The organism is Pseudomonas sp. SWI44, from assembly GCF_002947915.1.
Classification (GTDB): domain Bacteria; phylum Pseudomonadota; class Gammaproteobacteria; order Pseudomonadales; family Pseudomonadaceae; genus Aquipseudomonas; species Aquipseudomonas taiwanensis.
The window spans coordinates 1,512,033-1,535,000 of sequence record NZ_CP026674.1 but is presented as its reverse complement, the minus strand read 5'-3'; the positions used below and the strand labels follow the sequence as shown (position 1 = coordinate 1,535,000).

The 22,968-nt window shown below is 61.2% G+C and carries 22 protein-coding genes; 16 read left to right on the top strand and 6 right to left on the bottom strand.

The features are described from left to right. Positions 1-216 precede the first annotated feature (216 nt). The 4 genes from C4Q26_RS07395 to moaE all read left to right on the top strand — a co-directional run bounded on the left by C4Q26_RS07395 (position 217) and on the right by moaE (position 2,963). On the top strand, positions 217-1,611 hold the full coding sequence (locus C4Q26_RS07395) for a PhoH family protein (protein WP_023378786.1): 1,395 nt from the start codon (positions 217-219) through the stop codon (positions 1,609-1,611). A gap of 187 nt (positions 1,612-1,798) precedes the next feature. Further along, the gene (gene moaC, locus C4Q26_RS07390; protein ID WP_023378787.1) at positions 1,799-2,269 is read left to right on the top strand and encodes a cyclic pyranopterin monophosphate synthase MoaC; all 471 of its coding nucleotides are present in this window, start codon (positions 1,799-1,801) and stop codon (positions 2,267-2,269) included. Beyond that, entirely contained in the window at positions 2,269-2,514 is a 246-nt protein-coding gene (gene moaD / locus C4Q26_RS07385) for a molybdopterin converting factor subunit 1 (protein WP_023378788.1), read from the top strand. The genes moaC and moaD overlap by 1 nt, the downstream gene beginning before the upstream one ends. A 2-nt stretch (positions 2,515-2,516) precedes the next feature. Continuing rightward, positions 2,517-2,963 (top strand): molybdopterin synthase catalytic subunit MoaE, encoded by a 447-nt coding sequence (gene moaE / locus C4Q26_RS07380; RefSeq protein WP_023378789.1) that lies wholly within the window; start codon positions 2,517-2,519, stop codon positions 2,961-2,963. 108 nt (positions 2,964-3,071) lie between these two features. Here moaE and rhlB read toward each other — a convergent pair whose 3' ends face one another. Both rhlB and C4Q26_RS07370 read right to left on the bottom strand, forming a co-directional pair. After that, the gene (gene rhlB / locus C4Q26_RS07375; RefSeq protein ID WP_104882148.1) at positions 3,072-4,505 is read right to left on the bottom strand and encodes an ATP-dependent RNA helicase RhlB; all 1,434 of its coding nucleotides are present in this window, start codon (positions 4,503-4,505) and stop codon (positions 3,072-3,074) included. Positions 4,506-4,602: 97 nt separating this feature from the next. Continuing rightward, a complete protein-coding gene (locus C4Q26_RS07370; RefSeq protein ID WP_023378792.1) occupies positions 4,603-5,259 on the bottom strand; it encodes an alpha/beta hydrolase in 657 nt (218 codons plus the stop codon). 333 nt (positions 5,260-5,592) lie between these two features. Here C4Q26_RS07370 and C4Q26_RS07365 point away from each other — a divergent pair, with 333 nt between their 5' ends. The 4 genes from C4Q26_RS07365 (at position 5,593) to C4Q26_RS07350 (ending at position 9,750) form a co-directional block, all read left to right on the top strand. Beyond that, positions 5,593-6,621 (top strand): amino acid ABC transporter substrate-binding protein, encoded by a 1,029-nt coding sequence (locus C4Q26_RS07365; protein ID WP_023378793.1) that lies wholly within the window; start codon positions 5,593-5,595, stop codon positions 6,619-6,621. Positions 6,622-6,688: 67 nt separating this feature from the next. After that, positions 6,689-7,867: an amino acid ABC transporter permease gene (locus C4Q26_RS07360; protein WP_023378795.1), complete on the top strand. Its 1,179-nt coding sequence runs from the start codon at positions 6,689-6,691 to the stop codon at positions 7,865-7,867. 10 nt (positions 7,868-7,877) lie between these two features. Then, positions 7,878-8,975: an amino acid ABC transporter permease gene (locus tag C4Q26_RS07355; RefSeq protein ID WP_027908075.1), complete on the top strand. Its 1,098-nt coding sequence runs from the start codon at positions 7,878-7,880 to the stop codon at positions 8,973-8,975. A 10-nt stretch (positions 8,976-8,985) separates the two neighbouring features. Beyond that, complete coding sequence (locus C4Q26_RS07350) at positions 8,986-9,750, top strand: amino acid ABC transporter ATP-binding protein (protein WP_003251792.1); 765 nt, start codon at positions 8,986-8,988, stop codon at positions 9,748-9,750. A 56-nt stretch (positions 9,751-9,806) separates the two neighbouring features. Here C4Q26_RS07350 and algW read toward each other — a convergent pair whose 3' ends face one another. Continuing rightward, positions 9,807-10,967, bottom strand: a complete 1,161-nt coding sequence (gene algW, locus C4Q26_RS07345; protein ID WP_023378797.1) for a Do family serine endopeptidase AlgW — start codon at positions 10,965-10,967, stop codon at positions 9,807-9,809. A gap of 305 nt (positions 10,968-11,272) precedes the next feature. Here algW and C4Q26_RS07340 point away from each other — a divergent pair, with 305 nt between their 5' ends. The 3 genes from C4Q26_RS07340 (at position 11,273) to cysN (ending at position 15,084) form a co-directional block, all read left to right on the top strand. After that, on the top strand, positions 11,273-12,031 hold the full coding sequence (locus tag C4Q26_RS07340) for a Nif3-like dinuclear metal center hexameric protein (protein WP_104882927.1): 759 nt from the start codon (positions 11,273-11,275) through the stop codon (positions 12,029-12,031). A 218-nt stretch (positions 12,032-12,249) separates the two neighbouring features. After that, positions 12,250-13,167 (top strand): sulfate adenylyltransferase subunit CysD, encoded by a 918-nt coding sequence (gene cysD, locus C4Q26_RS07335; protein WP_023378799.1) that lies wholly within the window; start codon positions 12,250-12,252, stop codon positions 13,165-13,167. Between the two features lie 15 nt (positions 13,168-13,182). Then, positions 13,183-15,084, top strand: a complete 1,902-nt coding sequence (gene cysN, locus C4Q26_RS07330) for a sulfate adenylyltransferase subunit CysN (RefSeq protein WP_023378800.1) — start codon at positions 13,183-13,185, stop codon at positions 15,082-15,084. Positions 15,085-15,517: 433 nt separating this feature from the next. Here the strand turns inward: cysN and C4Q26_RS07325 are convergent, their stop codons facing one another. Continuing rightward, positions 15,518-15,997, bottom strand: coding sequence for an Lrp/AsnC family transcriptional regulator (locus C4Q26_RS07325; protein WP_023378801.1), 480 nt, complete (start codon positions 15,995-15,997; stop codon positions 15,518-15,520). A gap of 127 nt (positions 15,998-16,124) precedes the next feature. Here C4Q26_RS07325 and C4Q26_RS07320 point away from each other — a divergent pair, with 127 nt between their 5' ends. Both C4Q26_RS07320 and C4Q26_RS07315 read left to right on the top strand, forming a co-directional pair. Further along, entirely contained in the window at positions 16,125-17,321 is a 1,197-nt protein-coding gene (locus C4Q26_RS07320; RefSeq protein ID WP_023378802.1) for a methionine gamma-lyase, read from the top strand. Positions 17,322-17,471: 150 nt separating this feature from the next. Further along, positions 17,472-17,855, top strand: a complete 384-nt coding sequence (locus C4Q26_RS07315; protein ID WP_023378803.1) for a tail fiber domain-containing protein — start codon at positions 17,472-17,474, stop codon at positions 17,853-17,855. Positions 17,856-17,925: 70 nt separating this feature from the next. Here the strand turns inward: C4Q26_RS07315 and C4Q26_RS07310 are convergent, their stop codons facing one another. Beyond that, positions 17,926-18,363, bottom strand: a complete 438-nt coding sequence (locus tag C4Q26_RS07310) for a YhcB family protein (protein WP_023378804.1) — start codon at positions 18,361-18,363, stop codon at positions 17,926-17,928. 135 nt (positions 18,364-18,498) lie between these two features. Here C4Q26_RS07310 and C4Q26_RS07305 point away from each other — a divergent pair, with 135 nt between their 5' ends. The 3 genes from C4Q26_RS07305 (at position 18,499) to zapE (ending at position 21,780) form a co-directional block, all read left to right on the top strand. Beyond that, positions 18,499-19,134 carry an alpha/beta hydrolase gene (locus C4Q26_RS07305; RefSeq protein WP_023378805.1) on the top strand — a complete coding sequence of 212 codons (636 nt, stop codon included), beginning with the start codon at positions 18,499-18,501 and terminating at the stop codon, positions 19,132-19,134. A gap of 25 nt (positions 19,135-19,159) precedes the next feature. After that, on the top strand, positions 19,160-20,503 hold the full coding sequence (locus C4Q26_RS07300) for a tryptophan--tRNA ligase (RefSeq protein WP_023378806.1): 1,344 nt from the start codon (positions 19,160-19,162) through the stop codon (positions 20,501-20,503). A gap of 182 nt (positions 20,504-20,685) precedes the next feature. Next, positions 20,686-21,780: a cell division protein ZapE gene (gene zapE, locus C4Q26_RS07295; protein WP_104882144.1), complete on the top strand. Its 1,095-nt coding sequence runs from the start codon at positions 20,686-20,688 to the stop codon at positions 21,778-21,780. Positions 21,781-21,818: 38 nt separating this feature from the next. Here the strand turns inward: zapE and C4Q26_RS07290 are convergent, their stop codons facing one another. Beyond that, positions 21,819-22,715: a GlxA family transcriptional regulator gene (locus C4Q26_RS07290; protein ID WP_167332805.1), complete on the bottom strand. Its 897-nt coding sequence runs from the start codon at positions 22,713-22,715 to the stop codon at positions 21,819-21,821. Positions 22,716-22,968: the final 253 nt, after the last annotated feature.

Sequence of the window (22,968 nt, the reverse complement as noted above, 5' to 3'; positions counted from 1 at the left end):
AATAAACTTCATTGACGCGTAAAAATACTTTTTTTAGTCATGGTTTTTGCGGTATGAAGAAACCAGACAGCCGATTCCTGCAGCACAGGTGGCGTCATCCAGGCCCTCCTTGCCAGGTGCGCTCCCCGCCCGTAACAACGCGGATACGGGGAGAACGGCAGTCACTCTGCGGCGCAGCGGTACGCGTCGTGTGGCTTTCACATAAGGTGACCGAGTATGGATGACCAAGGACGCAACCCTTCCTCCAACCAGCCTATCCTGTATGTGCTCGATACCAACGTCCTGATTCACGACCCCAATGCTTTGCTGAACTTCGAGGAGCACCACGTCGCGATCCCGATGACCGTGCTGGAGGAACTCGACAAGCTCAAGACAGGCAAACATACCATCGCCGCCGAATGCCGCCAGGCCATCCGCCTCATCGACCAGACCCTCGCAGACGCATCCCCCAGCGATGTCGAGCAGGGTGTGCCGATCCAGCGTGGCAAGAGCGGTCCCAAAGGGTTCCTGTCGATCCTGATGAGCCCACGCAGTGAACCCAACCGGCTGTTGCCGGAGAACCTGGCCGACAACATCATCATCAACCAACTGCTGGAGCTGCGTTCACGCCGCGCCGACCTGGACGTGGTGCTGGTGACCAAGGACATCAACATGCGGCTGAAGGCGCGTGCCTGTGGCATTGCCGCCGAGGATTACAGCACCGACCAGTTGGTCGACGACGTGTCGTTGCTGTCCAAGGGTTACCATTCGGTCACCGGTTCGTTCTGGGACCGAGTCAGCAAGGTCGATACCCGCCAGGAGCGCGGCCGCACCTGGCATCGGGTGCAATTGATCGACAACCTGCCCGCTGTGCACGTCAATGAATTCATCATCGACGAGCAAGGCTTCGTTGGCTGGATCAAGGGCATTCGCAACGATGAACTGCTGCTGCTCGACCTGCACCAGGAGCCGCTGCTGCACCAGGAGGCCTGGGGCCTGAAGCCACGTGACATCCATCAGAGCCTGGCGTTGTTCGCATTGCTCGACCCCGATATCCACCTGGTCAACCTGACGGGGGCCGCCGGCTCCGGCAAGACCATCCTGGCGCTGGCCGCAGCCATCGAGCAAACCATGGTCAGCAAGCGTTACCGGCGCATCATCGCTACCCGCAGCGTGCAGGGGCTGGACCAGGAGATCGGCTTCCTGCCGGGCACCGAGGCCGAGAAAATGGAGCCTTGGCTGGGTGCCATCACCGACAACCTCGAAGCCTTGCACATGGATGACGAAAGCACCCATGGCAGCGTCGAGTACATCCTCGAGCGGGTTCCGTTGCAGTTCAAGTCGCTGAACTACATCCGTGGTCGCAGCTTCCAGCAGAGTCTGATCCTGATCGACGAGTGCCAGAACCTGACGCCGCACCAGATGAAAACCATCATCACCCGTGCCGGCTCGGGGTCCAAGGTGGTCTGCCTGGGCAACCTGGCGCAGATCGACACCCCCTACCTGTCCGCGACCAGCTCGGGCCTGACCTACCTGACCGAGCGCTTCAAGGACTTCCCTCATGGTGTGCACATCACCCTGCAAGGGGTACCGCGGTCGGTGCTGGCCGAGTACGCCGAGTCCCATCTGTAACCTTTGCAGCCGGGCGGCCCGCCGCCCGGCTTTTTTGCCGCCACACAGACCTGTCACTGGATTGAGTGCCGGGGGTGCCTGCACGGGAGTAGGTTGACCGCGACGAGGCCAGGGCTGGCGATACATTGCACTGCTCAAACCTGACCCACAGGTTTACACTCTTCGTTCCCTTCCCAGGAGCAGAGCAGTGCTGACTCATCTCGATTCCCAGGGACGCGCCAACATGGTCGACGTCACTGAAAAAGCCGTAACCGAGCGCGAAGCCACCGCCGAGGCGCGGGTGCGCATGTTGCCGCAGACCTTGCAGATGATCGTCGATGGCGAGCATCCCAAGGGCGATGTATTCGCCGTGGCGCGTATCGCCGGGATACAGGCGGCGAAAAAGACCAGCGACCTGATTCCACTGTGCCACCCGCTGATGCTTACCAGCGTCAAGGTCGAGCTCAGCACTGACGGTCAAGACGCCGTGCGTATCGTCGCCCGCTGCAAGCTGGCCGGGCAGACTGGCGTGGAGATGGAGGCGCTGACCGCTGCCAGCGTTGCTGCCCTGACCCTCTACGACATGTGCAAGGCTGTGGACAAAGGCATGGTCATCGAGCAGGTACGCCTGCTGGAGAAGCTCGGTGGCAAGAGCGGCCACTACAAGGCGGAGGCGTGATGAAGGTCAAGGTGATGTATTTCGCCCGTTACCGTGAGCGGCTGGGCGTGGATGCCGAGCGCCTTGAAGGTGAATTCAAGGTGCTCGACGACGTGCGCCAGGCCCTGTTGGCCAAGGGCGGGCGGTATGAGGTGCTGGCCGAACAGAACCTGATGTGCGCGCGTAATGAAGAGCTCTGTCGGCTTGACGAGCCGCTGGAAGAGGGCGACGACGTGGCGTTCTTCCCACCGGTGACTGGAGGCTGAACATGGCGGTTCGAGTGCAGGAAGGTGCTTTCGACCCCGGGGCCGAGGTCAATGCCATGCATGCCGCGAATGTCGGTGTGGGAGCGGTGGTCGGCTTCGTCGGCTATGTGCGCGACTTCAACGATGGCCGGGAAGTGGCCGGGATGTTCCTTGAGCACTACCCGGGCATGACCGAGAAGGCCTTGGCCAAGATTGTGGTCGACGCCGAACAGCGCTGGCCGTTGCTCAAGGTGGAGGTGTTGCACCGTATCGGTGCCCTGGAGCCGGGGGAGCCGATCGTGTTCGTGGGCGTGGCCAGTGCCCATCGGCAGGCAGCGTTCGATGCCTGCAATTTCATCATGGATTATCTGAAGACGCGGGCACCGTTCTGGAAGAAGGAAAATACCCAGGAAGGGCCGCGGTGGGTCGAAGGGAAGCAGAGTGACCAGGAGGCGGCGGGGCGCTGGTAGGTGTGTGGTGGATGACCGGGGCTTTGCCCCGATTCCTGGGTAAACCCGCTCTCACAGGGTGGCGCTGGCCTGTGGGAGCGGGTTTACCCGCGAAAAGGTCACCACCGATCAATGATGCTTGCGCGGCACCGGCTTGAGCAGTTCATCCGGTGGCATCTCGCATTTGATCTTGCGCCCCAGTAGCGCCTCGATAGCCGGTAGCTGGTAGGAGTCATCCTCGCCGGCGAAGCTGATCGACACACCACTGGTGCCCGCCCGTCCGGTACGACCGATGCGGTGCACATAGTCATCCGGGTCTTCCGGCAGGGTGAAGTTGATCACATGGCTGATGCCGTCGATGTGAATGCCGCGCCCCGCCACGTCGGTGGCCACCAGCACGGTGATGCGGCCTTCGCGGAAGTTCTCCAGGGTGCGAATCCGCTTGTGCTGTGGCACGTCGCCGGAAAGTTGGGCGGCATTGATGCCATCGCGCACTAGCTTCTCTTCGATGCGCCGCACTTCGTCCTTGCGGTTGGCGAATACCATCACCCGTTCCCACTTGTTCTGGGTCACCAGGTTGTACAGCAGCTTGTACTTGTCGCTGCCCGCGACTGCATAGACATGCTGCTCGACCGTCTCGCTGGCCACGTTCTCCGGTTCGATCTCGACGATTTCCGGGTTGGTGGTCCACTGCTTGGCCAGATTCATCACATCGTCGGTGAAGGTGGCGGAGAACAGCAGGGTCTGGCGCTCGCTCTTGGGCGGTGTCTGGCGAATGATCTGGCGGACCTGCGGGATGAAGCCCATGTCCAGCATGCGGTCGGCCTCATCCAGCACCAACACTTCGACCATGTCCAGGTGCACTTCGCCGCGCTGATTGAAGTCCAGCAAGCGGCCCGGTGTAGCGACGAGAATGTCGCAGTGGCGCGCTTCCAGGCTCTTGAGCTGCTTGTCGAAGTCCATGCCGCCGACGAAGCTCATCACGTTCAGGCCACTGTACTTGGTCAGGGCCATCGCGTCCTTGGCGATCTGCACCACCAGCTCGCGGGTCGGGGCGATGATCAGCGCGCGAGGCTCGCCCATGTAGCGTTCCTTGGGCGGTGGTGTCTGCTGCAGCTGCGAGATGATCGAGATCAGGAACGCTGCGGTCTTGCCGGTACCGGTCTGGGCCCGGCCGATGGCGTCCTTGCCGCGCAGAGTATGGCCGAGCACCTGGGCCTGGATCGGCGTGCAGTATGGGAAGCCCAGGTCGTGGATGGCATGCATCAGCTCATTGGAGAGCTTGAAGTCATGGAAGCGTGTCTTGCCTTCCTGTGGCTCTACCACGAAGTCTTCAGGTTTCCACAGGCTGGCTTGTGGTTTGGGTTTGCGCTCGCGGCGCGGTTTGTCTTTGGCCGGTTTGTCGGCGGCGGCAGGGGCTGTGGGTTGGGTGCTGGCCTCGGCCGGAGCGGCTTCGGGTTGCACGGTAGGCGCCGGCGCGGACTTGTTCACCGGCGCTGCGGGTTCGACGGCCTGAGGCGCGGCGTCTCCCTTGCCGAATATTTTCTTGAGTGCCTTGAGCACGATCGTCTCATCAATTGGTTAAGGAATGTACGCCGGGCAGTGTAATGCAAGATTCAGGCGCGGCGTAGTGGAATGCGCAGGCAGCTACACGCTTGGCCTATTGCAGTTGCTGGCTCAACCAGTCGTGGATGTCGCCCAGTTCTTCGACCATCACTTCATGTTCCATGGGGTATTCCTGCCAGCGGGCGGCAACGCCCCAAGTATTGAGGAATTCGAAGGCCGTACGGCCCATCGAAGGGATCACCACCGAATCGTGCACACCATGCAGGCACAGGGCTGGCGTGCGTTGCTGGCACGCGCTGAGCTGATGACTGTCGGTAAAGGTTGGAGCGTAGGTGGACAGCGCGATTACCCCTCCCAGTGCCTCCTGCCACTTTATATAAGCGGTGTGCAGCACCACGGCGCCGCCCTGGGAGAAACCGGCGAGGAAGATTCGCGACAGGCTGATGCCCTTGGCCTGCTCGGCCTTGATCAAGGCGATGACCTGCTGCGCCGACTCTTCCAATTGCCCTTCGTCGATGGCGCGGGCCGGGGTCATGGCCTTGATGTCGTACCAGCTTGGCATGGAATAGCCGCCGTTGATGGTAACCGGACGGGTGGGCGCCTGCGGCATCACGAAGCGGGTAGTGAGCAGCCGTTCCTGCAGAAATTCGGCCACCGGTAGGAAGTCGTAACGGTCGGCACCCAGGCCGTGCAACCAGATCACACAGGCGTCTGCGGTTTTCTGTGGTTCGAGAATCAGCGGGTTGGTCATGACTGCTCCGAAAGTGTGCATGCCTGGTAAGAACGTGCGTGAAAAGAAGGCCTGGCTATTGATTGTCAGAAAAAGAATGTCGCAACGATACAACTTTCCCTACTTGACTAGCGCTTAAACGCTTAAGCCGCCAACTGTGGTACGCGCTTTGCTATGGATCCGTTGAGGCAAAGGGACTATCCGCGACGGTAACACCCTTTGCACGCGAAGGCTGTCACAGAACAGCTCATTGCGCCAATTGACCCAATAACAAGCCAACAAGGGTCGGATGCGCCTCATAAGGGTGCGGTGCAATTCCGGCTCGGTACAACAAGAGCGATTTGGAGGTTGTGAATGAAGATGTTGAAAACCACCCTGGCAGTCCTGACCGCTGCCGCCGCGCTGGGAGCCACCAGCTTCGCACAGGCCGGCGCCACTCTCGATGCGGTCAAGAAGAAGGGCTTCGTCCAGTGTGGCGTGAGCGACGGTCTTCCAGGCTTCTCGGTCCCCGATGCTAAAGGCAAGATCATCGGTATCGACGCCGATGTATGCCGCGCTGTCGCCGCTGCGGTGTTCGGTGATGCCACCAAGGTCAAATTCAGCCAACTCAACGCCAAGGAGCGCTTCACCGCCCTGCAGTCGGGCGAAGTCGACGTGCTGTCGCGTAATACTACCTGGACCAGCTCGCGCGATGCCGGCATGGGCCTGGTGTTCGCCGGTGTCACCTACTATGACGGCGTGGGCTTCCTGGTCAACAAGAAGCTGGGTGTTTCCAGTGCCAAGGAGCTCGATGGCGCGACCATCTGCATCCAGGCCGGTACCACCACCGAACTGAACGTATCCGACTTCTTCCGCGCCAATAATCTCAAGTACACCCCGATCACCTTCGATACTTCCGATGAGAGCGCCAAGTCGTTGGAGTCCGGCCGTTGCGACGTGCTCACCTCGGACAAGTCGCAACTGTTCGCCCAACGCTCCAAGCTGGCTGCACCGACCGACTACGTGGTGCTGCCGGAAACCATCTCCAAGGAGCCTCTGGGCCCGGTGGTGCGTAAAGGCGACGAGGAGTGGTTCAGCATCGTCAAGTGGACCCTGTTCGCGATGCTCAACGCCGAAGAGGCCGGCATCACCTCGAAGAACGTCGAGGCCGAAGCCAAGTCCACCAAGAACCCGGACGTCGCCCGTCTGCTGGGTGCCGACGGTGAATACGGCAAGGACCTCAAGCTGCCCAAGGACTGGGTAGTGCAGATCGTCAAGCAAGTCGGCAACTATGGTGAAGTGTTCGAAAAGAACCTTGGTCAGAGCACCGACCTCAAGATCGACCGTGGCATGAACGCCCTGTGGAACAACGGCGGCATCCAGTACGCGCCACCTGTGCGCTGATGGCTGCACCCTGCGGCGGCATCCCGCCGTCGCAGGTTGTTCGGATCCCTTTTTTTCGGGGCACTTCATGCAAAATCAAATCGGCGCACCCAAGGGGTTATCCCTGAGCGATCCACGTGTGCGCGCGTGGCTGTTCCAGATCCTCACGATCGTTTTCGTGGTCGGTCTGGGCTGGTATCTGTTCCACAACACCCAAACCAACCTGCAACACCGGGGCATCACCTCCGGCTTCGACTTCCTGGACCGCAGTGCCGGGTTCGGCATCGCCCAGCATCTGATTCCTTATGTGGAATCCGACAGCTATGCGCGAGTGTTCGTCATCGGCCTGCTCAACACCCTGTTGGTGACGTTCATCGGTGTCATTCTGGCGACGATTCTGGGCTTCATCATCGGTGTGGCTCGTTTGTCACCGAACTGGATGATCAACAAGCTGGCGACCGTGTATGTGGAGACCTTCCGCAACATTCCGCCGCTGCTGCAGATTCTGTTCTGGTACTTCGCGGTGTTTCTGACCCTGCCGGGACCGCGGGGTAGCATCAACATCGACGACACGTTCTTCATCAGCAACCGTGGCCTGAACATGCCGGGTGCCTCGATGGCCGAGGGCTTCTGGCCGTTCTTCGTCGCGCTGGGACTGGCGATCGTGGCCATCGTGTTCATGGTGCGCTACGCCAACAAGCGGTTCGATGAAACTGGCGAGCCTTTCCACAAGTTCTGGGTCGGCCTGGCCTTGTTCATCGTCATTCCTGGCGCCAGCGCCTTGCTGTTCGGCAGCCCCGTGCACTGGGAAGTGCCGCAGCTCAAGGGCTTCAACTTCGTCGGTGGCTGGGTGCTGATTCCCGAACTGCTGGCCCTGACGCTGGCGCTGACCATCTACACCGCGGCGTTCATCGCCGAGATCGTGCGCTCTGGCATCCGTTCGGTCAGCCATGGCCAGACCGAGGCTGCGCGCTCGCTGGGGCTGCGTGAGGGGCCGACCCTGCGCAAGGTGATCATCCCCCAGGCACTGCGGGTGATCATTCCGCCGCTGACCAGCCAGTACCTGAACCTGGCGAAGAACTCGTCCCTGGCGGCCGGTATCGGCTATCCGGAGATGGTCTCGCTGTTCGCCGGTACCGTGCTCAACCAGACCGGCCAGGCCATCGAGGTGATTGCCATCACCATGAGTGTCTATCTCGCCATCAGCATCAGCATTTCGCTGCTGATGAACTGGTACAACAAGCGCATTGCGCTGATCGAGCGGTGAGGATACGCCCGTGAATGCCCATGTTTTCAAACCCGACATGCCGCCGCCGGTGAAAACCGTCGGCGTGCTCGCATGGATGCGTGCCAACCTGTTCTCCAGCTGGCTCAATACCTTGCTGACCCTGTTCGCCCTGTACCTGATCTGGCTGATCGTGCCGCCTCTGGTGCAATGGGCGCTGATCGACGCCAACTGGGTAGGCACCACCCGCGCCGATTGCACCAAGGAAGGTGCCTGCTGGGTGTTCGTCCAGCAGCGTTTCGGCCAGTTCATGTATGGCTACTACCCGACCGAACTGCGCTGGCGCGTGGACCTGACCGTCTGGCTTGCCGTGCTCGGTGCCGCACCGCTGTTCATCAAGCGCTTTGCGCGCAAGGCGTTTTACGGCCTGGGCTTCCTGGTGCTGTATCCGATCCTGGCCTACACCCTGCTGCACGGCGGCTACCTGGGGCTGGATACCGTGCCGACCAGCCAATGGGGCGGCCTGATGCTGACGCTGGTGATCGCCACCGTGGGCATCGTCGGCGCCTTGCCGCTGGGCATCCTGCTGGCGCTGGGCCGACGGTCGCGCATGCCGGCGGTGAAGGTGGTATGCGTCACCTTCATCGAGTTCTGGCGTGGCGTGCCGCTGATCACCGTGCTGTTCATGTCCTCGGTGATGCTGCCGTTGTTCCTGCCCGAGGGCATGAGCTTCGACAAACTGCTGCGGGCGATGATCGGCGTGATCCTGTTCCAGTCGGCGTATATCGCCGAAGTAGTGCGCGGCGGCCTGCAGGCCATTCCCAAGGGGCAGTACGAGGCGGCCGCGGCCATGGGCCTGGGCTACTGGCGCTCGATGGGGCTGGTGATTCTGCCCCAGGCGCTCAAGCTGGTGATCCCAGGCATCGTCAACACCTTCATTGCTCTGTTCAAGGACACCAGCCTGGTGATCATCATCGGCCTGTTCGACCTGCTCAACAGTGTCAAGCAGGCGGCTGCCGATCCGGCCTGGCTGGGCATGGCCACTGAGGGCTATGTGTTCGCCGCCCTGGTGTTCTGGATTTTCTGTTTCGGTATGTCCCGCTACTCCATGCATCTGGAGCGCAAGCTGGACACTGGCCACAAGCGTTAGGAGTTTCGAAATGAGTGAAGCGATCAAGCAGCCTGCCGGCCCCGAAGGCATCATCCAGATGCAGGGCGTCAACAAGTGGTACGGCCAGTTCCATGTGCTCAAGGACATCAACCTGAACGTACGCCAGGGCGAGCGTATCGTGCTGTGCGGGCCGTCTGGCTCGGGCAAGTCCACCACCATCCGCTGCCTCAACCGCCTGGAAGAGCACCAGCAGGGGCGCATCGTCGTCGATGGCGTAGAGCTGACCAACGACCTCAAGCAGATTGAGGCGATCCGCCGCGAGGTGGGCATGGTATTCCAGCACTTCAACCTGTTCCCGCACCTCAGCATCCTCGAGAACTGCACCCTGGCACCAATGTGGGTGCGCAAGATGCCGCGGCGCAAGGCCGAGGAAATCGCCATGCACTACTTGGAGCGGGTACGCATCCCGGAGCAGGCGCACAAGTACCCCGGGCAGTTGTCCGGTGGTCAGCAGCAGCGCGTGGCGATTGCCCGGGCCCTGTGCATGAAGCCCAAGATCATGCTGTTCGACGAGCCGACTTCGGCGCTTGACCCGGAAATGGTAAAAGAGGTGCTCGATACCATGGTAGGTCTGGCCGAGGATGGCATGACCATGCTCTGCGTCACCCACGAGATGGGCTTTGCCCGCACCGTGGCGAACCGAGTGATCTTCATGGACAAAGGTGAGATCGTCGAGCAGGCAGCGCCGGATGACTTCTTCGACCGGCCGCGCAGTGACCGGACCAAGCTGTTCTTGAGCCAGATTCTGCATTGATGTGACGGGGGGCGCCTTGCGGCCCTTTCGCGCTGCAAGGCCGCCCCAGCATCAACTTACTTCTCTTCTTTGGCAGCCACCGGTGCAGGTGGCGGTCGCAGCCCCACCTCGGCAACCAGTTTCAGTTGCTGCCCGTTGCGCACCACCTCGATGGTGATCTTCTCGTTGGGCTTGATCCGCGCAACTTGGTTCATCGACTTGCGTCCGTCTCCCGCAGGTTCGCCATTGATGCTCAGGATCACGTCACCCAGCTGCAACCCGGCCTTTTGCGCCGGCCCATCGCGGAAGATCCCCGCCACGACGATGCCTGGGCGGCCCTGCATACCGAACGATTCCGCCAGTTCCTGGCTCAATGGCTGCACTTCGATGCCCAGCCAGCCGCGAATCACCTGGCCATGCTCGACGATCGACTTCATCACCTCCAGCGCCAGCTTGACCGGGATGGCGAAGCCGATGCCCTGGGAACCACCAGACTTGGAGAAGATCGCGGTATTGATGCCGATCAGGTTGCCATTGGCATCGACCAGCGCACCACCGGAGTTGCCTGGGTTGATGGCCGCGTCGGTCTGGATGAAATCTTCGTAGTTGTTCAGGCCCAGTTGGTTACGTCCGGTGGCGCTGATGATGCCCATGGTCACGGTCTGGCCGACCCCGAACGGGTTACCGATGGCCAGGGAGACATCGCCGATGTGGATGTTGTCGGAACGGCCGATGGTGATCGCCGGCAGGTTCTTGAGGTCGATCTTCAGTACCGCGAGGTCGGTTTCCGGGTCGCTGCCCACGACGCGCGCCAGGGTCTCACGGCCGTCCTTGAGCGCCACCACGATCTGGTCGGCGCCGCTGGTAACGTGGTTGTTGGTCAGCAGGTAGCCCTCGGGGCTCATGATCACGGCCGAACCCAGGCTGGACTCCCAGCGCCGCTGCTTGGGCAGGTTGTCACCGAAGAAGCGGCGGAACTGCGGGTCTTCGAACAAGGGATGGGCGCTCTTGTTCACCACTTTGGTGGTGTACAGGTTCACCACCGCTGGGGCGGCGAGGGTCACGGCGTCGGCATAGGACACCGGCCCCTGCATGATCCGGGTGGTCTGCGGAGCCTGCTGCAGGTTGACGTCCTGGCTGGGGAGGCCGACCCATTCAGGGAAACGCTGGATGACCAGCATGGCGATCAGCACGCCAGTAATCAGGGGCCAGCCAAAATAACGCAGAGCCTTGAGCATGAACGAATCCTGGGAGTAGGGCGGGGGCCAATTGGCAGCGCAGCGGGGCGCGAGCGCGCGCGATCATACACAGGTACAGAGCGATCGGCGATGTGCAAACCGATTTACCTGCTTCGCGGTTGAGTCCATGTCCTCCAGGGACCACGCTGGCCCCTGGGGGAGCGGGTCTGCCCGCGAATGCTGGCGCCTCGGTCTTGCCCCCATGCGACTGCCGCCGGTTTCCCCGAAGCCGGCGACGGCCCATAATGGCCGCCATTATACGGGCGTTGTGCCCGTCGAAAGCGCAGATTTCGAGGAGATTTTCCATGGCCGTCGCACTGAACACCCTGGTCGAGGAGGCCGAGCGCTACCTGGGTAGCGCGAAGATCCAGGATTACTGCCCCAACGGCCTGCAAGTCGAAGGGCGACCGCAGGTCAGTCGCATCGTCAGTGGCGTGACCGCCAGCCAGGCGTTGCTCGACGCGGCGGTCGAGGCCGATGCCGACTTGGTGCTGGTTCACCATGGTTATTTCTGGAAGGGCGAGAACCCGTGTGTCACCGGCATCAAGCAACGCCGCTTGAAAACCTTGCTCAAGCACGACATGAGCCTGCTGGCCTTCCACCTGCCGCTGGATGTGCATCCCGAAGTGGGCAATAACGTGCAATTGGCTCGTCAGCTGGACATTACCGTCGAGGGGCCGCTGGACCCGGAGAACCCAAAGGTCGTGGGGCTGGTCGGGTCGCTGGCCGAGCCAATGACAGCGCGGGATTTCGCCCGGCGCGTGCAGGAGGTGATGGGACGTGAGCCGCTGCTGGTGGAAGGCGATGTCATGGTTCGCCGGATCGGCTGGTGCACCGGAGGCGGCCAAGGCTACATCGATACCGCGATCGCCGCCGGAGTCGACCTGTACATCAGTGGCGAGGCGACCGAGCAGACCTTTCATAGCGCGCGCGAGAACGGCGTGAGCTTCATCGCCGCAGGCCACCATGCCACCGAGCGTTATGGCGTGCAGGCGCTGGGGGATTACCTGGCGCGTCGGTTTGCCCTGGAGCACCTGTTCATCGACTGCCCAAACCCGATCTGACCTTTGGGGCCTCATCGCCGGCAAGCCGGTTCCTGCTGGCGCGCTCGTCTCGGGCGCTGGCCTGTCGGCGATGCGTTGCTTGAGCCCCAAACCCCCAGTCATATCGTTAGATTGTTTCGATCTAGTGCGGCTCCTAAATAGAATCAGCCGCTGTGATAAAGTGGCTCGCTCGAACACGGCCCGCAGGCCGTCCATAAGATCGTTTTTCGTGAGTAGCCATGGTCGACAAACTGACGCACTTGAAACAGCTGGAGGCGGAGAGCATCCACATCATCCGCGAGGTGGCCGCCGAGTTCGATAACCCGGTGATGCTGTACTCGATCGGCAAGGACTCCGCCGTGATGCTGCACCTGGCGCGCAAAGCCTTCTTCCCAGGCAAGCTGCCGTTCCCGGTGATGCACGTCGACACCCAGTGGAAATTCCAGGAGATGTACCGCTTCCGCGACAAGATGGTCGAGGAAATGGGTCTGGAGCTGATCACCCACGTCAACCCCGAAGGTGTGGCCCAGGGCATCAACCCGTTCACCCATGGCAGCTCCAAGCACACCGACATCATGAAGACCCAGGGCCTGAAGCAGGCGCTGGACAAGCATGGTTTCGACGCCGCCTTTGGTGGCGCCCGCCGCGACGAAGAGAAGTCCCGGGCCAAAGAGCGCGTTTACTCGTTCCGCGACAGCAAGCACCGCTGGGACCCGAAGAACCAGCGCCCCGAGCTGTGGAACGTGTACAACGGCAAGGTCAACAAGGGCGAGTCGATCCGTGTGTTCCCGCTGTCCAACTGGACCGAGCTGGACATCTGGCAGTACATCTACCTCGAAGGCATCCCGATCGTGCCGCTGTACTTCGCCGCCGAGCGGGAAGTGATCGAGAAGAACGGCACCCTGATCATGATCGACGACGAGCGCATCCTCGAGCACCTCACCGACGAGGAAAAAGCCCGTATCGTCAAGAAGAAAGTGCGGTTCCGTACCCTTGGCTGCTACCCGTTGACGGGTGCCGTCGAGTCGGAGGCCGAGACCCTGACGGACATCATCCAGGAAATGCTCCTGACCCGTACGTCCGAACGCCAGGGCCGAGTCATCGACCATGATGGCGCAGGCTCGATGGAAGACAAAAAACGCCAAGGCTACTTCTAATTTCAGGGTTTCATCATGTCGCACCAATCCGATTTGATCAGCGAAGACATCCTCGCTTATCTGGCTCAGCACGAGCGCAAAGAACTGCTGCGTTTCCTCACCTGCGGTAACGTGGATGACGGCAAGAGCACCCTGATCGGGCGCCTGCTGCACGACTCGAAGATGATCTACGAAGACCACCTCGAGGCCATCACCCGCGATTCGAAGAAAGTCGGCACCACCGGCGAAGAAGTCGACCTGGCATTGCTAGTCGATGGCCTGCAGGCCGAGCGCGAGCAGGGCATTACCATCGATGTCGCCTACCGCTACTTCTCCACCGCCAAACGCAAGTTCATCATTGCCGACACCCCGGGCCACGAGCAGTACACCCGCAACATGGCGACCGGCGCCTCGACCTGCGACCTGGCGATCATCCTGGTCGATGCCCGTTACGGCGTGCAGACCCAGACCCGCCGTCACAGCTACATTGCCTCGCTGCTGGGCATCAAGCACATCGTGGTCGCGGTCAATAAGATGGACCTCAAGGGCTTCGATGAGCAGGTCTTCGAGTCGATCAAGGCCGATTACCTGAAGTTTGCCGAAGCGATCAACCTGAAGCCGTCGAGCCTGCACTTCGTGCCGATGTCGGCGCTCAAGGGCGACAACGTGGTCAATCACAGCGAGCAATCGCCGTGGTACGCCGGCCCGACGCTGATGGAAATCCTCGAAACCGTGGAAGTGTCGGCCGACCGCAACGTCACCGACCTGCGTTTCCCGGTGCAGTACGTCAACCGTCCGAACCTGAACTTCCGCGGCTTCGCCGGCACCATCGCCAGCGGCGTGGTACACAAGGGTGACGAAATCGTCGTGCTGCCTTCGGGCAAGAGCAGCCGGGTCAAGTCCATCGTCACCTACGAAGGTGAACTGGAGAACGCCGGCCCCGGCCAGGCCGTGACCCTGACCATGGAAGACGAGATCGACATCTCCCGTGGCGACTTGCTGGTGCATGCCGACAACGTTCCGCCGGTGACCGACCAGTTCGACGCCATGCTGGTGTGGATGGCCGAAGAACCGATGCTGCCGGGCAAGAAATATGACATCAAGCGCGCCACCAGCTACGTGCCGGGCTCGATTGCCAGCATCACCCACAAGGTGGATGTGAATACCCTGGAGCAAGGCGCTGCCAGTGCACTGCAACTGAACGAGATCGGTCGCGTCAAGGTGTCCCTGGATGCCGCGATCGCCCTGGACGGTTACGACAGCAACCGCACCACCGGCGCGTTCATCGTCATCGACCGCCTGACCAACGGCACTGTCGGTGCCGGCATGATCATCGCCCCGCCAGTCCTGCCGCATGGCACCACGGGTCAGCATGGCAAGTTGGCTCACGTGTCCACTGAAGAGCGCGCGCTGCGCTTCGGTCAGCAACCGGCTACCGTGCTGTTCAGCGGCCTGTCCGGCGCTGGCAAGAGCACCCTGGCCTATGCCGTCGAGCGCAAGCTGTTCGACATGGGCCGTGCGGTCTACGTGCTCGATGGCCAGAACCTGCGTCACGACCTGAACAAGGGCCTGCCGCAGGATCGCGCGGGCCGCACCGAGAACTGGCGCCGCGCCGCCCATGTGGCGCGTCAGTTCAACGAAGCTGGCCTGCTGACCCTGGCCGCCTTCGTTGCGCCTGATGCCGAGGGCCGTGAACAGGCCAAGGCCTTGATCGGCAAGGAGCGCCTGGTAACCGTTTACGTGCAGGCATCGCCAATTGCCTGCCGCGAGCGTGATCCTCAGGGCCTGTATGCCGCTGGCGGTGACAACATCCCGGGTGAAAGCTTCCCGTACGATGTGCCGCTGGATGCCGATCTGGTGATCGACACCCAGACCACCAGCGTGGACGAGGGCGTGAAGCAGGTGCTGGATGTGCTGCGTCAGCGCGGCGCGATTTAAGCGTTAGTGCTGTACGAGAAACCCCGCTTCGGCGGGGTTTTTGTATTGGGGATTGGCGTCGGGGCTGTTGGGTGCTTGGCGTGAGAGGTGCGGCGCCTGTGAGATCGAGCGCCGCCCGCGCGGCGCATCGCGAGCAAGGCTCGCTCCTACGTTTGTTTCGGGCCAATTATTTCTGTGAGATTCGCGCGCGAACGCTTTGGCGCTTGGCGCGATATCGCGTCGTACAAACAAGGCGGTCGCGCGCGTCTATCACTGGCGTTACTGGCCCGAAACAAACGTAGGAGCGAGCCTTGCTCGCGATGCGCCGCGCGGGCGGCGCTCGATTCGCGCACCACCTCAAAGCTCAAGTCAGGCCGTCCTCACCAGAAAGAACCTCAACTTGTTTCCGCGATGCAATACCGCTCCTTCAGGTGTCGATCGTGGCAGATCTGTCTCAGATATGCTTTTCCGATACAGGAATCACGCGCTTTTCCTTAACCGCCTTATACGAAAAGCTCGAATATATCTCCTTCACCCCCGGCAACCGCTGCAACACCTCACGGGTGAATTCCCCAAACGACTCCAGATCCCGCGCCAGAATCTCGAGCAAGAAGTCATACCGCCCGGAAACATTGTGGCAGGCAATGATCTCTGGAATTTCCATCAGCCGCTTTTCGAACGCCAGCGCCATGTCCTTGGTGTGCGAGTCCATCATGATGCTGACGAACGCGGTCACACCAAACCCCAGCGCCTTGGGCGAAAGAATGGCCTGATAACCGGTGATGTAGCCGTTGTCCTCCAGCAACTTGACCCGACGCCAGCAGGGCGAGGTGGTTAACGCGACTTGGTCGGCAAGCTCGGAGACGGTGAGGCGGGCGTTGCCCTGCAAGGCTGCGAGCAGGGCGCGGTCGGTGCGGTCGAGGGTCGAAGGCATGTTTTGCCCTCCTGATCTGTCATGTGTTGTTTTTGTTCCAAAACTAGCCATTTCGCGTAGGAGATTTTGGAAAAAATCAGGCGGCTTGGTGGCATAAGCTTATAACAAACCACCAGAGGTTGTTGCCATGCGCGACTCCCATAACAACAGCGGTTTTTCCACGCGGGCCATCCATCACGGGTACGACCCGCTCAGCCATGGCGGCGCCCTGGTGCCGCCGGTCTACCAGACCGCTACCTACGCTTTTCCTTCCGTCGAATACGGTGCTGCCTGTTTTGCAGGCGAAGAACCCGGGCACTTCTACAGCCGTATCTCCAACCCGACCCTGGCCTTGCTGGAACAGCGCATGGCCTCGCTGGAAGGGGGCGAGGCAGGCTTGGCCCTGGCCTCGGGCATGGGGGCCATCACTTCGACGATCTGGACGTTGCTGCGCCCTGGGGATGAACTGATCGTGGGGCGCACACTGTATGGCTGCACCTTCGCCTACCTGCACCATGGGATTGGCGAGTTCGGAGTCAAGATCCGTCACGTCGACCTCAATGACATCAAGGCGCTGAAGGCGGCGATCACCAGTAAGACGCGAATGATCTACTTCGAAACCCCAGCCAACCCGAACATGCAGTTGGTCGATATCGCTGCCGTGGCCGAAGCGGCGCAGGGGCATGACCTGCACATCGTGGTCGACAACACCTATTGCACGCCGTATCTGCAGCGGCCGTTGGAGCTGGGTGCCGATCTGGTCGTGCACTCGGCTACCAAGTACCTCAGCGGCCATGGCGATATCACCGCCGGGCTGGTGGTCGGGCGCAAGGCGCTGGTCGACCGGATTCGCCTGGTAGGGCTCAAGGACATGACTGGCGCGGTGCTGTCGCCGCATGATGCCGCGCTGCTGATGCGTGGTATCAAGACATTGGCCCTGCGCATGGACCGCCACTGCGCCAATGCACAGCAGGTGGCTGAGTTCCTGGCGGAGCAGCCTCAGGTCGAGCTGATCCATTACCCGGGCCTGTCGTCATTCGGGCAGTACGCGCTGGCACAGCGGCAAATGCGCATGCCGGGCGGGATGATCGCTTTTGAGCTCAAGGGCGGGATCGAGGCCGGCCGACGCTTCATGAATGCCTTGCAGCTGTTCGCACGTGCGGTCAGCCTGGGGGATGCCGAGTCGCTAGCGCAGCATCCAGCGAGCATGACCCATTCCAGCTATACGGCGAAGGAGCGGGCGCATCACGGGATATCGGAAGGGTTGGTGAGGCTGTCGGTGGGGTTGGAGGATGTAGAGGACTTGCTTGCCGATATCGAACAGGCGCTCAAGCACTGTGTATGAGGTTGGCTGCAAACTTCCTACTTATCGATGCCGGTTTTCGACAGCGATATCAAGAAACGTCGGATAGAGCCTGTTGAGGTGGTCACTTAGTTTGGGTGTTCGCACGGAATCTGTTCCGTGCCTAGTCCATTCACCTGAACAGGCATGAGTATGAAATTCAAGAGTGTACTTTCGCACGCCGCCCTGGCGCTTGCGGTGGTTACTGCCAGTGGGGTCGCTTTGGCAGGCGATGTGGGCCAGCCATGCTGCCCTTTCAGCGATAAAAGCCTGAAGACGTCGCCAGAGGCGCTGTCGGGTTCCACTCAGCAGTTGTTGAAACTGCAAGGTATGAAGTTCACCTGGAAAGAAACGGGGCGCAAGGATATTGGGCTGATGGCGCAGGATGTCCAGGCCGTGTACCCGGAACTGGTTCATGAGAAGAACGAAAAGCTGACGGTGGACTACCAAAAATTGGTCGCACCACTGATTGAGTCGATACGTGAACTGAATCAGCGGATCGATACACTGGAGAAGGCTCAGGCCAAGACGATGTAACGCGGGTTGTTGCCGTGTTCTTCACGCAATAAGAAAGGCCTCTTCCGAGGCCTTTTTGCATTTCACCCGCTTAACGCTTGAGCCCGTAGCTCTCGTCCAGCATGCCTGGCGAGTTCGGCGCCTTCGGCGCATAGTCGCGAGGCACTTCGGCGGTGTCCTTCGGCGGGGTCAGGCGGTCACGTGGGGCCTGGGCGGCCTCGGAGTGCAGGGCGGCCAGCAGGCGCTGACGGGTAACCTCGTCCAGCGCCAGGGCATTGGCGCCTTCGGCCAGGTGGTCCTGGACATCCTGGTAGCTCTGGGTCAGCTTTTTGACCAGCACGGCAGTGCTGTTGAAGTGGGTGACCACTTCGTTCTGGTAGGTGTCGAAGCGTTGCTGGATATCGTCCAGCTGGCGCTGTGTGCTGCTCGGCGCGGCATTGGGCAGCAGGCGCGCGACGACGAAACCGACCACGACGCCGACGACCAGGGCCAGGGTCGGCAACAACCAAACAAGGAGCGAGTGTTCCACGAGTCCTTCCTCTATAAACGGCTTTGCTTTACGTTAACGGCTCAGACCTGCGCTGTATACCGCGAGCGATCGCAAATCAGAACAGAATTCCTCAGCTAGACGAATCGACCCCTCCCGAGGTCACGGAGTAGTGCCTTGCTTGTCCGCGAAACCCCCTTGTTCATCGATGGCCCCGTTGGCCAGCTGGAAGCCTTGTACCTGGACGTGGCCGATGCCCGTGGTGCGGTGCTGATCTGCCACCCCAACCCAGTTCAGGGCGGCACCATGCTCAACAAGGTGGTTTCGACGTTGCAGCGTACCGCCCGCGATGCAGGCTACGTGACCCTGCGCTTCAACTACCGTGGTGTGGGCCAGAGCGCCGGCAGCCATGACATGGGCGCAGGCGAGGTAGCGGATGCCGAGGCCGCTGCTGGCTGGCTGCGCGAAAAGCACCCCGATCTGCCCTTGGTGCTGATGGGTTTCTCTTTCGGTGGTTTCGTCGCTACCAGCCTGGCCGGGCGGCTGGAGGCTTCTGGCGTGGCCTTGCAGCAGTTGTTCATGATTGCCCCGGCGGTGATGCGTCTGACGGCCGATTTCCCGCTTCCGCAGCATTGCCCGATCACCGTGGTGCAGCCGGAGAGCGACGAAGTCGTCGATCCGCAGCTGGTTTACGACTGGTCCGACAGCCTGTCGCGCCCCCATGAGCTGCTGAAAGTGGCAGAATGCGGACACTTCTTCCATGGCAAGCTGACCGATCTGAAGGATCTGCTGCTGCCGCGCCTTTCGAACTGAGCCAAGCCTGAATAAGCGAACACCCATGACCACGCGCATTCTCACCGGTATCACCACCACCGGCACCCCGCACCTGGGCAACTACGCCGGAGCTATCCGCCCGGCCATTCTCGCCAGCCAGCAGCCCGGTGCCGACTCGTTCTACTTCCTGGCCGACTATCACGCCCTGATCAAGTGCGACGATCCGCTGCGCATCCAGCGCTCGCGCCTGGAAATCGCTGCCACCTGGCTGGCCGGTGGCCTGGATCCGGACAAGGTGACCTTCTACCGTCAGTCAGATATTCCCGAGATTCCTGAGCTGACCTGGCTGCTGACCTGCGTTGCCGCCAAGGGCCTGCTCAACCGCGCCCACGCCTACAAGGCTTCGGTGGACAAGAACGTCGAAGCCGGTGAAGACCCGGATGCCGGTGTGACCATGGGGCTGTTCAGCTACCCGGTGCTGATGGCGGCGGACATCCTGATGTTCAACGCGCACAAGGTGCCGGTAGGCCGTGACCAGATCCAGCACGTGGAGATGGCCCGTGATATCGGCCAGCGCTTCAACCACCTGTTCGGTCAGGGCAAGGACTTCTTCGCCCTGCCAGAAGCTGTGATCGAAGAAAGCGTGGCGACGCTGCCAGGGCTGGACGGTCGCAAGATGTCCAAGAGCTACGACAACACCATTCCGCTGTTCACCAGCGCGAAGGACATGAAGGACGCAATTTCGCGCATCGTCACTGACTCCCGTGCCCCAGGCGAGGCCAAGGACCCGGACAACTCGCACCTGTTCACTCTGTTCCAGGCCTTCTCCACACCAGCCCAGTGCGCTGAATTCCGTGAAGAACTGCTGCAGGGCTTGGGCTGGGGTGATGCCAAGCAGCGTCTGTTCCAGCTGCTCGACAGCCAGCTTTCCGAGAAGCGTGAGCACTACCACCAACTGATCTCGCGACCGTCGGACCTGGAAGACATTCTTTTGGCCGGTGCCGCCAAGGCACGCAAGATCGCCACCCCGTTCCTCGAACAACTGCGCGAGGCCGTAGGCCTGCGCTCGTTCCGCAGCAGCGTCCAGGCAACTGCCGAAGTGAAGAAGAAAGCCGCCAAAAGCGCCCGTTTCGTCAGCTTCCGTGACGAAGACGGCAGCTTCCGCTTCCGCCTGCTTGCCGCCGATGGCGAGCAATTGCTGCTCTCGCGCAGCTTCGCCGATGGCAAGAGCGCCGGTGCGGTAAGCAAGCAGCTGCAGCAGGGCGGTGAGGCTGATGTGCGAGTCGAAGGCCTGGGCTTCAGTCTGTGGCTGAACGGCGAGCAGGTGGCCGACGGGCCGCAGTTCGACAGCGCCGAAGCCCGCGATTCGGCTATCGAGAGCCTGCGTGTAGCGCTGCAGCCCCTGTAGGAGCGGATTTATCCGCGAACACCGGCATAACCGGTGCCAGGCACCGCGTTGTCTGTTTTGCGGGTAGGCCTTCGCCCTCAGGAATGCATACCGCCTGAGGCATTTCGCCGCAAGTCTGATTGCCATTAAGCGGGCCTGTCGCTACAGTGACGGCCCGTTTTTTGTTGCCTCGCTAACGAATCATGACGCCCCTAGAACGATATCAAGCAGATCTGAAACGTCCCGACTTCTTCCATGACGCGGCGCAGGAGACTGCTGTGCGTCACTTGCAGCGTCTATACGACGATCTGGTCGCTGCGCACAACAACAAGCCAGGTGTATTCGGCAAGTTGTTCGGCAAGAAGGAGCAGACCCCGGTCAAGGGCCTGTACTTCTGGGGCGGTGTGGGCCGAGGCAAGACCTACCTGGTGGATACCTTCTTCGAGGCGCTGCCATTCAAAGAGAAGATGCGTACTCACTTCCACCGCTTCATGAAGCGTGTGCACGAAGAGATGAAGACCCTCAAGGGCGAGAAGAACCCCTTGACCATCATCGCCAAGCGCTTCTCCCAGGAAGCCAAGGTCATCTGCTTCGACGAATTCTTCGTTTCCGACATCACCGATGCCATGATCCTGGGCACGCTGATGGAGGAACTGTTCAAGAATGGCGTTTCCCTGGTCGCGACCTCCAACATCGTGCCGGACGGCTTGTACAAGGACGGCCTGCAGCGGGCGCGCTTCCTGCCGGCCATCGCGATGATCAAGCAGAACACCGACGTGGTGAACGTCGACAGCGGGGTCGATTACCGCCTGCGTCACCTTGAGCAGGCCGAGCTGTACCACTACCCGCTCGATGATGCGGCGCACCAGAGCCTGCGCGCCAGCTTCAAGGCACTGACCCCTGAGTGCACCCAGGCGGTCGAGAATGACGTGCTGATGATCGAGAATCGTCCGATCAATGCCTTGCTCACCTGCGACGATGTGGCCTGGTTCGACTTCCGCGCCCTGTGCGACGGGCCTCGCAGCCAGAACGACTACATCGAGCTGGGCAAGATCTTCCACGCCGTGCTGCTGAGCAACGTGGAGCAGATGGGTGTGGCTACCGATGACATCGCCCGTCGTTTCATCAACATGGTGGACGAGTTCTACGACCGTAACGTCAAGCTGATCATCTCGGCCGAGGTGGAGCTGAAGGACCTGTACACCGGTGGCCGCTTGAGCTTCGAATTCCAGCGTACCCTGAGCCGCCTGCTGGAGATGCAGTCGCACGAGTTCCTGGCGCGCGCGCACAAGCCATAAGCCTCGGAGTTCGGGGCCGCTTGCCGGCCCCGCTCATCTCAAGCTTCTTGCATGAACTGCTGCCGATACTGGTTCGGGGACAGCTCAGTGTGCTGCCGGAACAGTCGGGCAAAGAAGCTGGCATCGTCGTAGCCAACCTCGTAGCTGATGGTCTTGATGCTCTTGCGCGTGCTCGACAGCAACCCCTTGGCCGTCTCGATGCGTAGCCGTTGCAGGTAGTGCAATGGTTTGTCGCCAGTCGCGCCCTGGAAGCGACGCATGAAGTTGCGAATGCTCATGCCGTGGTTGCGGGCCACGTCCTCGAAGCGGAACTTGTCGGCGAAGTGTTCTTCAAGCCAGTGCTGGATCTGCAGGATGATCAGGTCCTGGTGCAGCTTCTGCCCACCAAAGCCCATGCGTCCAGGGGTGTAGTTGCGCTGCACCTCGTAGAGGATGTCGCGTGCCACGGCGCGAGCCACGTTGGCGCCGCAGAAGCGCTCGATCAGGTAGATGTACAGATCACAGGCCGAAGTGGTGCCGCCGGCACAGTACAGATTGTCGGCGTCGGTAAGGTGCTTGTCCTGGTTCAGCCTGATCTTGGGGAAGCGCTCGGCGAAGCTGTTGAAGAAGCGCCAGTAGGTAGTCGCTTCCTTGCCGTCGAGCAGCCCGGCCTCGGCCAGCCAGAAGACCCCGCTTGCCTCGGCGCACAGTACGGCGCCGCGGGCATGTTGCTCGCGTAGCCACGGCAGCACCTGAGGGTAGCGCTGCAGCAGGTTGTCGAAGTCGTCCCAGAAGGCTGGGAGGATGATCACATCGGCATCGTCCAGGCCGCCGTCGACCGGCAACTGTACGCCGCTGAAGCTGTCCACGGGCTGCCCGTCGGGACTGACCAGGTGGATTTCGAACATGGGCTGCAAGCCCAGGCCCAGTTGCTTGCTATAGCGCAGGCTGGCCAGGTGGAAGAAATCCTTGGCCTGCATCAGGGTCGAGGCGAACACCTTGTCAATGGCCAGGATGCTGACGCGCCGCAACGACGCGGAGGGTTGGGTAAACATCATTGTCATTGTTCTTATAGGGTAGAGTGGTCAATCACCGGCTGGATCGTCTTATTTTTTGGCGATTGTGTCTACCCCGCAGATTCGCGCTACCTGCTTCGCGGGTAAACCCACGCCCACGAGGGCTGCGCGTAGCCCTACGGGAGCGGGCTCA

Coding starts and splice junctions, on each gene's coding strand:
- C4Q26_RS07370 (WP_023378792.1), bottom strand. CDS start 5,259: ATGACCAACCCGCTGATTCTCGAACCACAGAAAACCGCAGACGCCTGT.
- C4Q26_RS07350 (WP_003251792.1), top strand. CDS start 8,986: ATGAGTGAAGCGATCAAGCAGCCTGCCGGCCCCGAAGGCATCATCCAG.
- C4Q26_RS07340 (WP_104882927.1), top strand. CDS start 11,273: ATGGCCGTCGCACTGAACACCCTGGTCGAGGAGGCCGAGCGCTACCTG.
- C4Q26_RS07320 (WP_023378802.1), top strand. CDS start 16,125: ATGCGCGACTCCCATAACAACAGCGGTTTTTCCACGCGGGCCATCCAT.
- moaE (WP_023378789.1), top strand. CDS start 2,517: ATGGCGGTTCGAGTGCAGGAAGGTGCTTTCGACCCCGGGGCCGAGGTC.
- algW (WP_023378797.1), bottom strand. CDS start 10,967: ATGCTCAAGGCTCTGCGTTATTTTGGCTGGCCCCTGATTACTGGCGTG.
- C4Q26_RS07395 (WP_023378786.1), top strand. CDS start 217: ATGGATGACCAAGGACGCAACCCTTCCTCCAACCAGCCTATCCTGTAT.
- cysN (WP_023378800.1), top strand. CDS start 13,183: ATGTCGCACCAATCCGATTTGATCAGCGAAGACATCCTCGCTTATCTG.
- zapE (WP_104882144.1), top strand. CDS start 20,686: ATGACGCCCCTAGAACGATATCAAGCAGATCTGAAACGTCCCGACTTC.
- C4Q26_RS07300 (WP_023378806.1), top strand. CDS start 19,160: ATGACCACGCGCATTCTCACCGGTATCACCACCACCGGCACCCCGCAC.
- cysD (WP_023378799.1), top strand. CDS start 12,250: ATGGTCGACAAACTGACGCACTTGAAACAGCTGGAGGCGGAGAGCATC.
- C4Q26_RS07360 (WP_023378795.1), top strand. CDS start 6,689: ATGCAAAATCAAATCGGCGCACCCAAGGGGTTATCCCTGAGCGATCCA.
- moaD (WP_023378788.1), top strand. CDS start 2,269: ATGAAGGTCAAGGTGATGTATTTCGCCCGTTACCGTGAGCGGCTGGGC.
- C4Q26_RS07365 (WP_023378793.1), top strand. CDS start 5,593: ATGAAGATGTTGAAAACCACCCTGGCAGTCCTGACCGCTGCCGCCGCG.
- C4Q26_RS07325 (WP_023378801.1), bottom strand. CDS start 15,997: ATGCCTTCGACCCTCGACCGCACCGACCGCGCCCTGCTCGCAGCCTTG.
- C4Q26_RS07315 (WP_023378803.1), top strand. CDS start 17,472: ATGAAATTCAAGAGTGTACTTTCGCACGCCGCCCTGGCGCTTGCGGTG.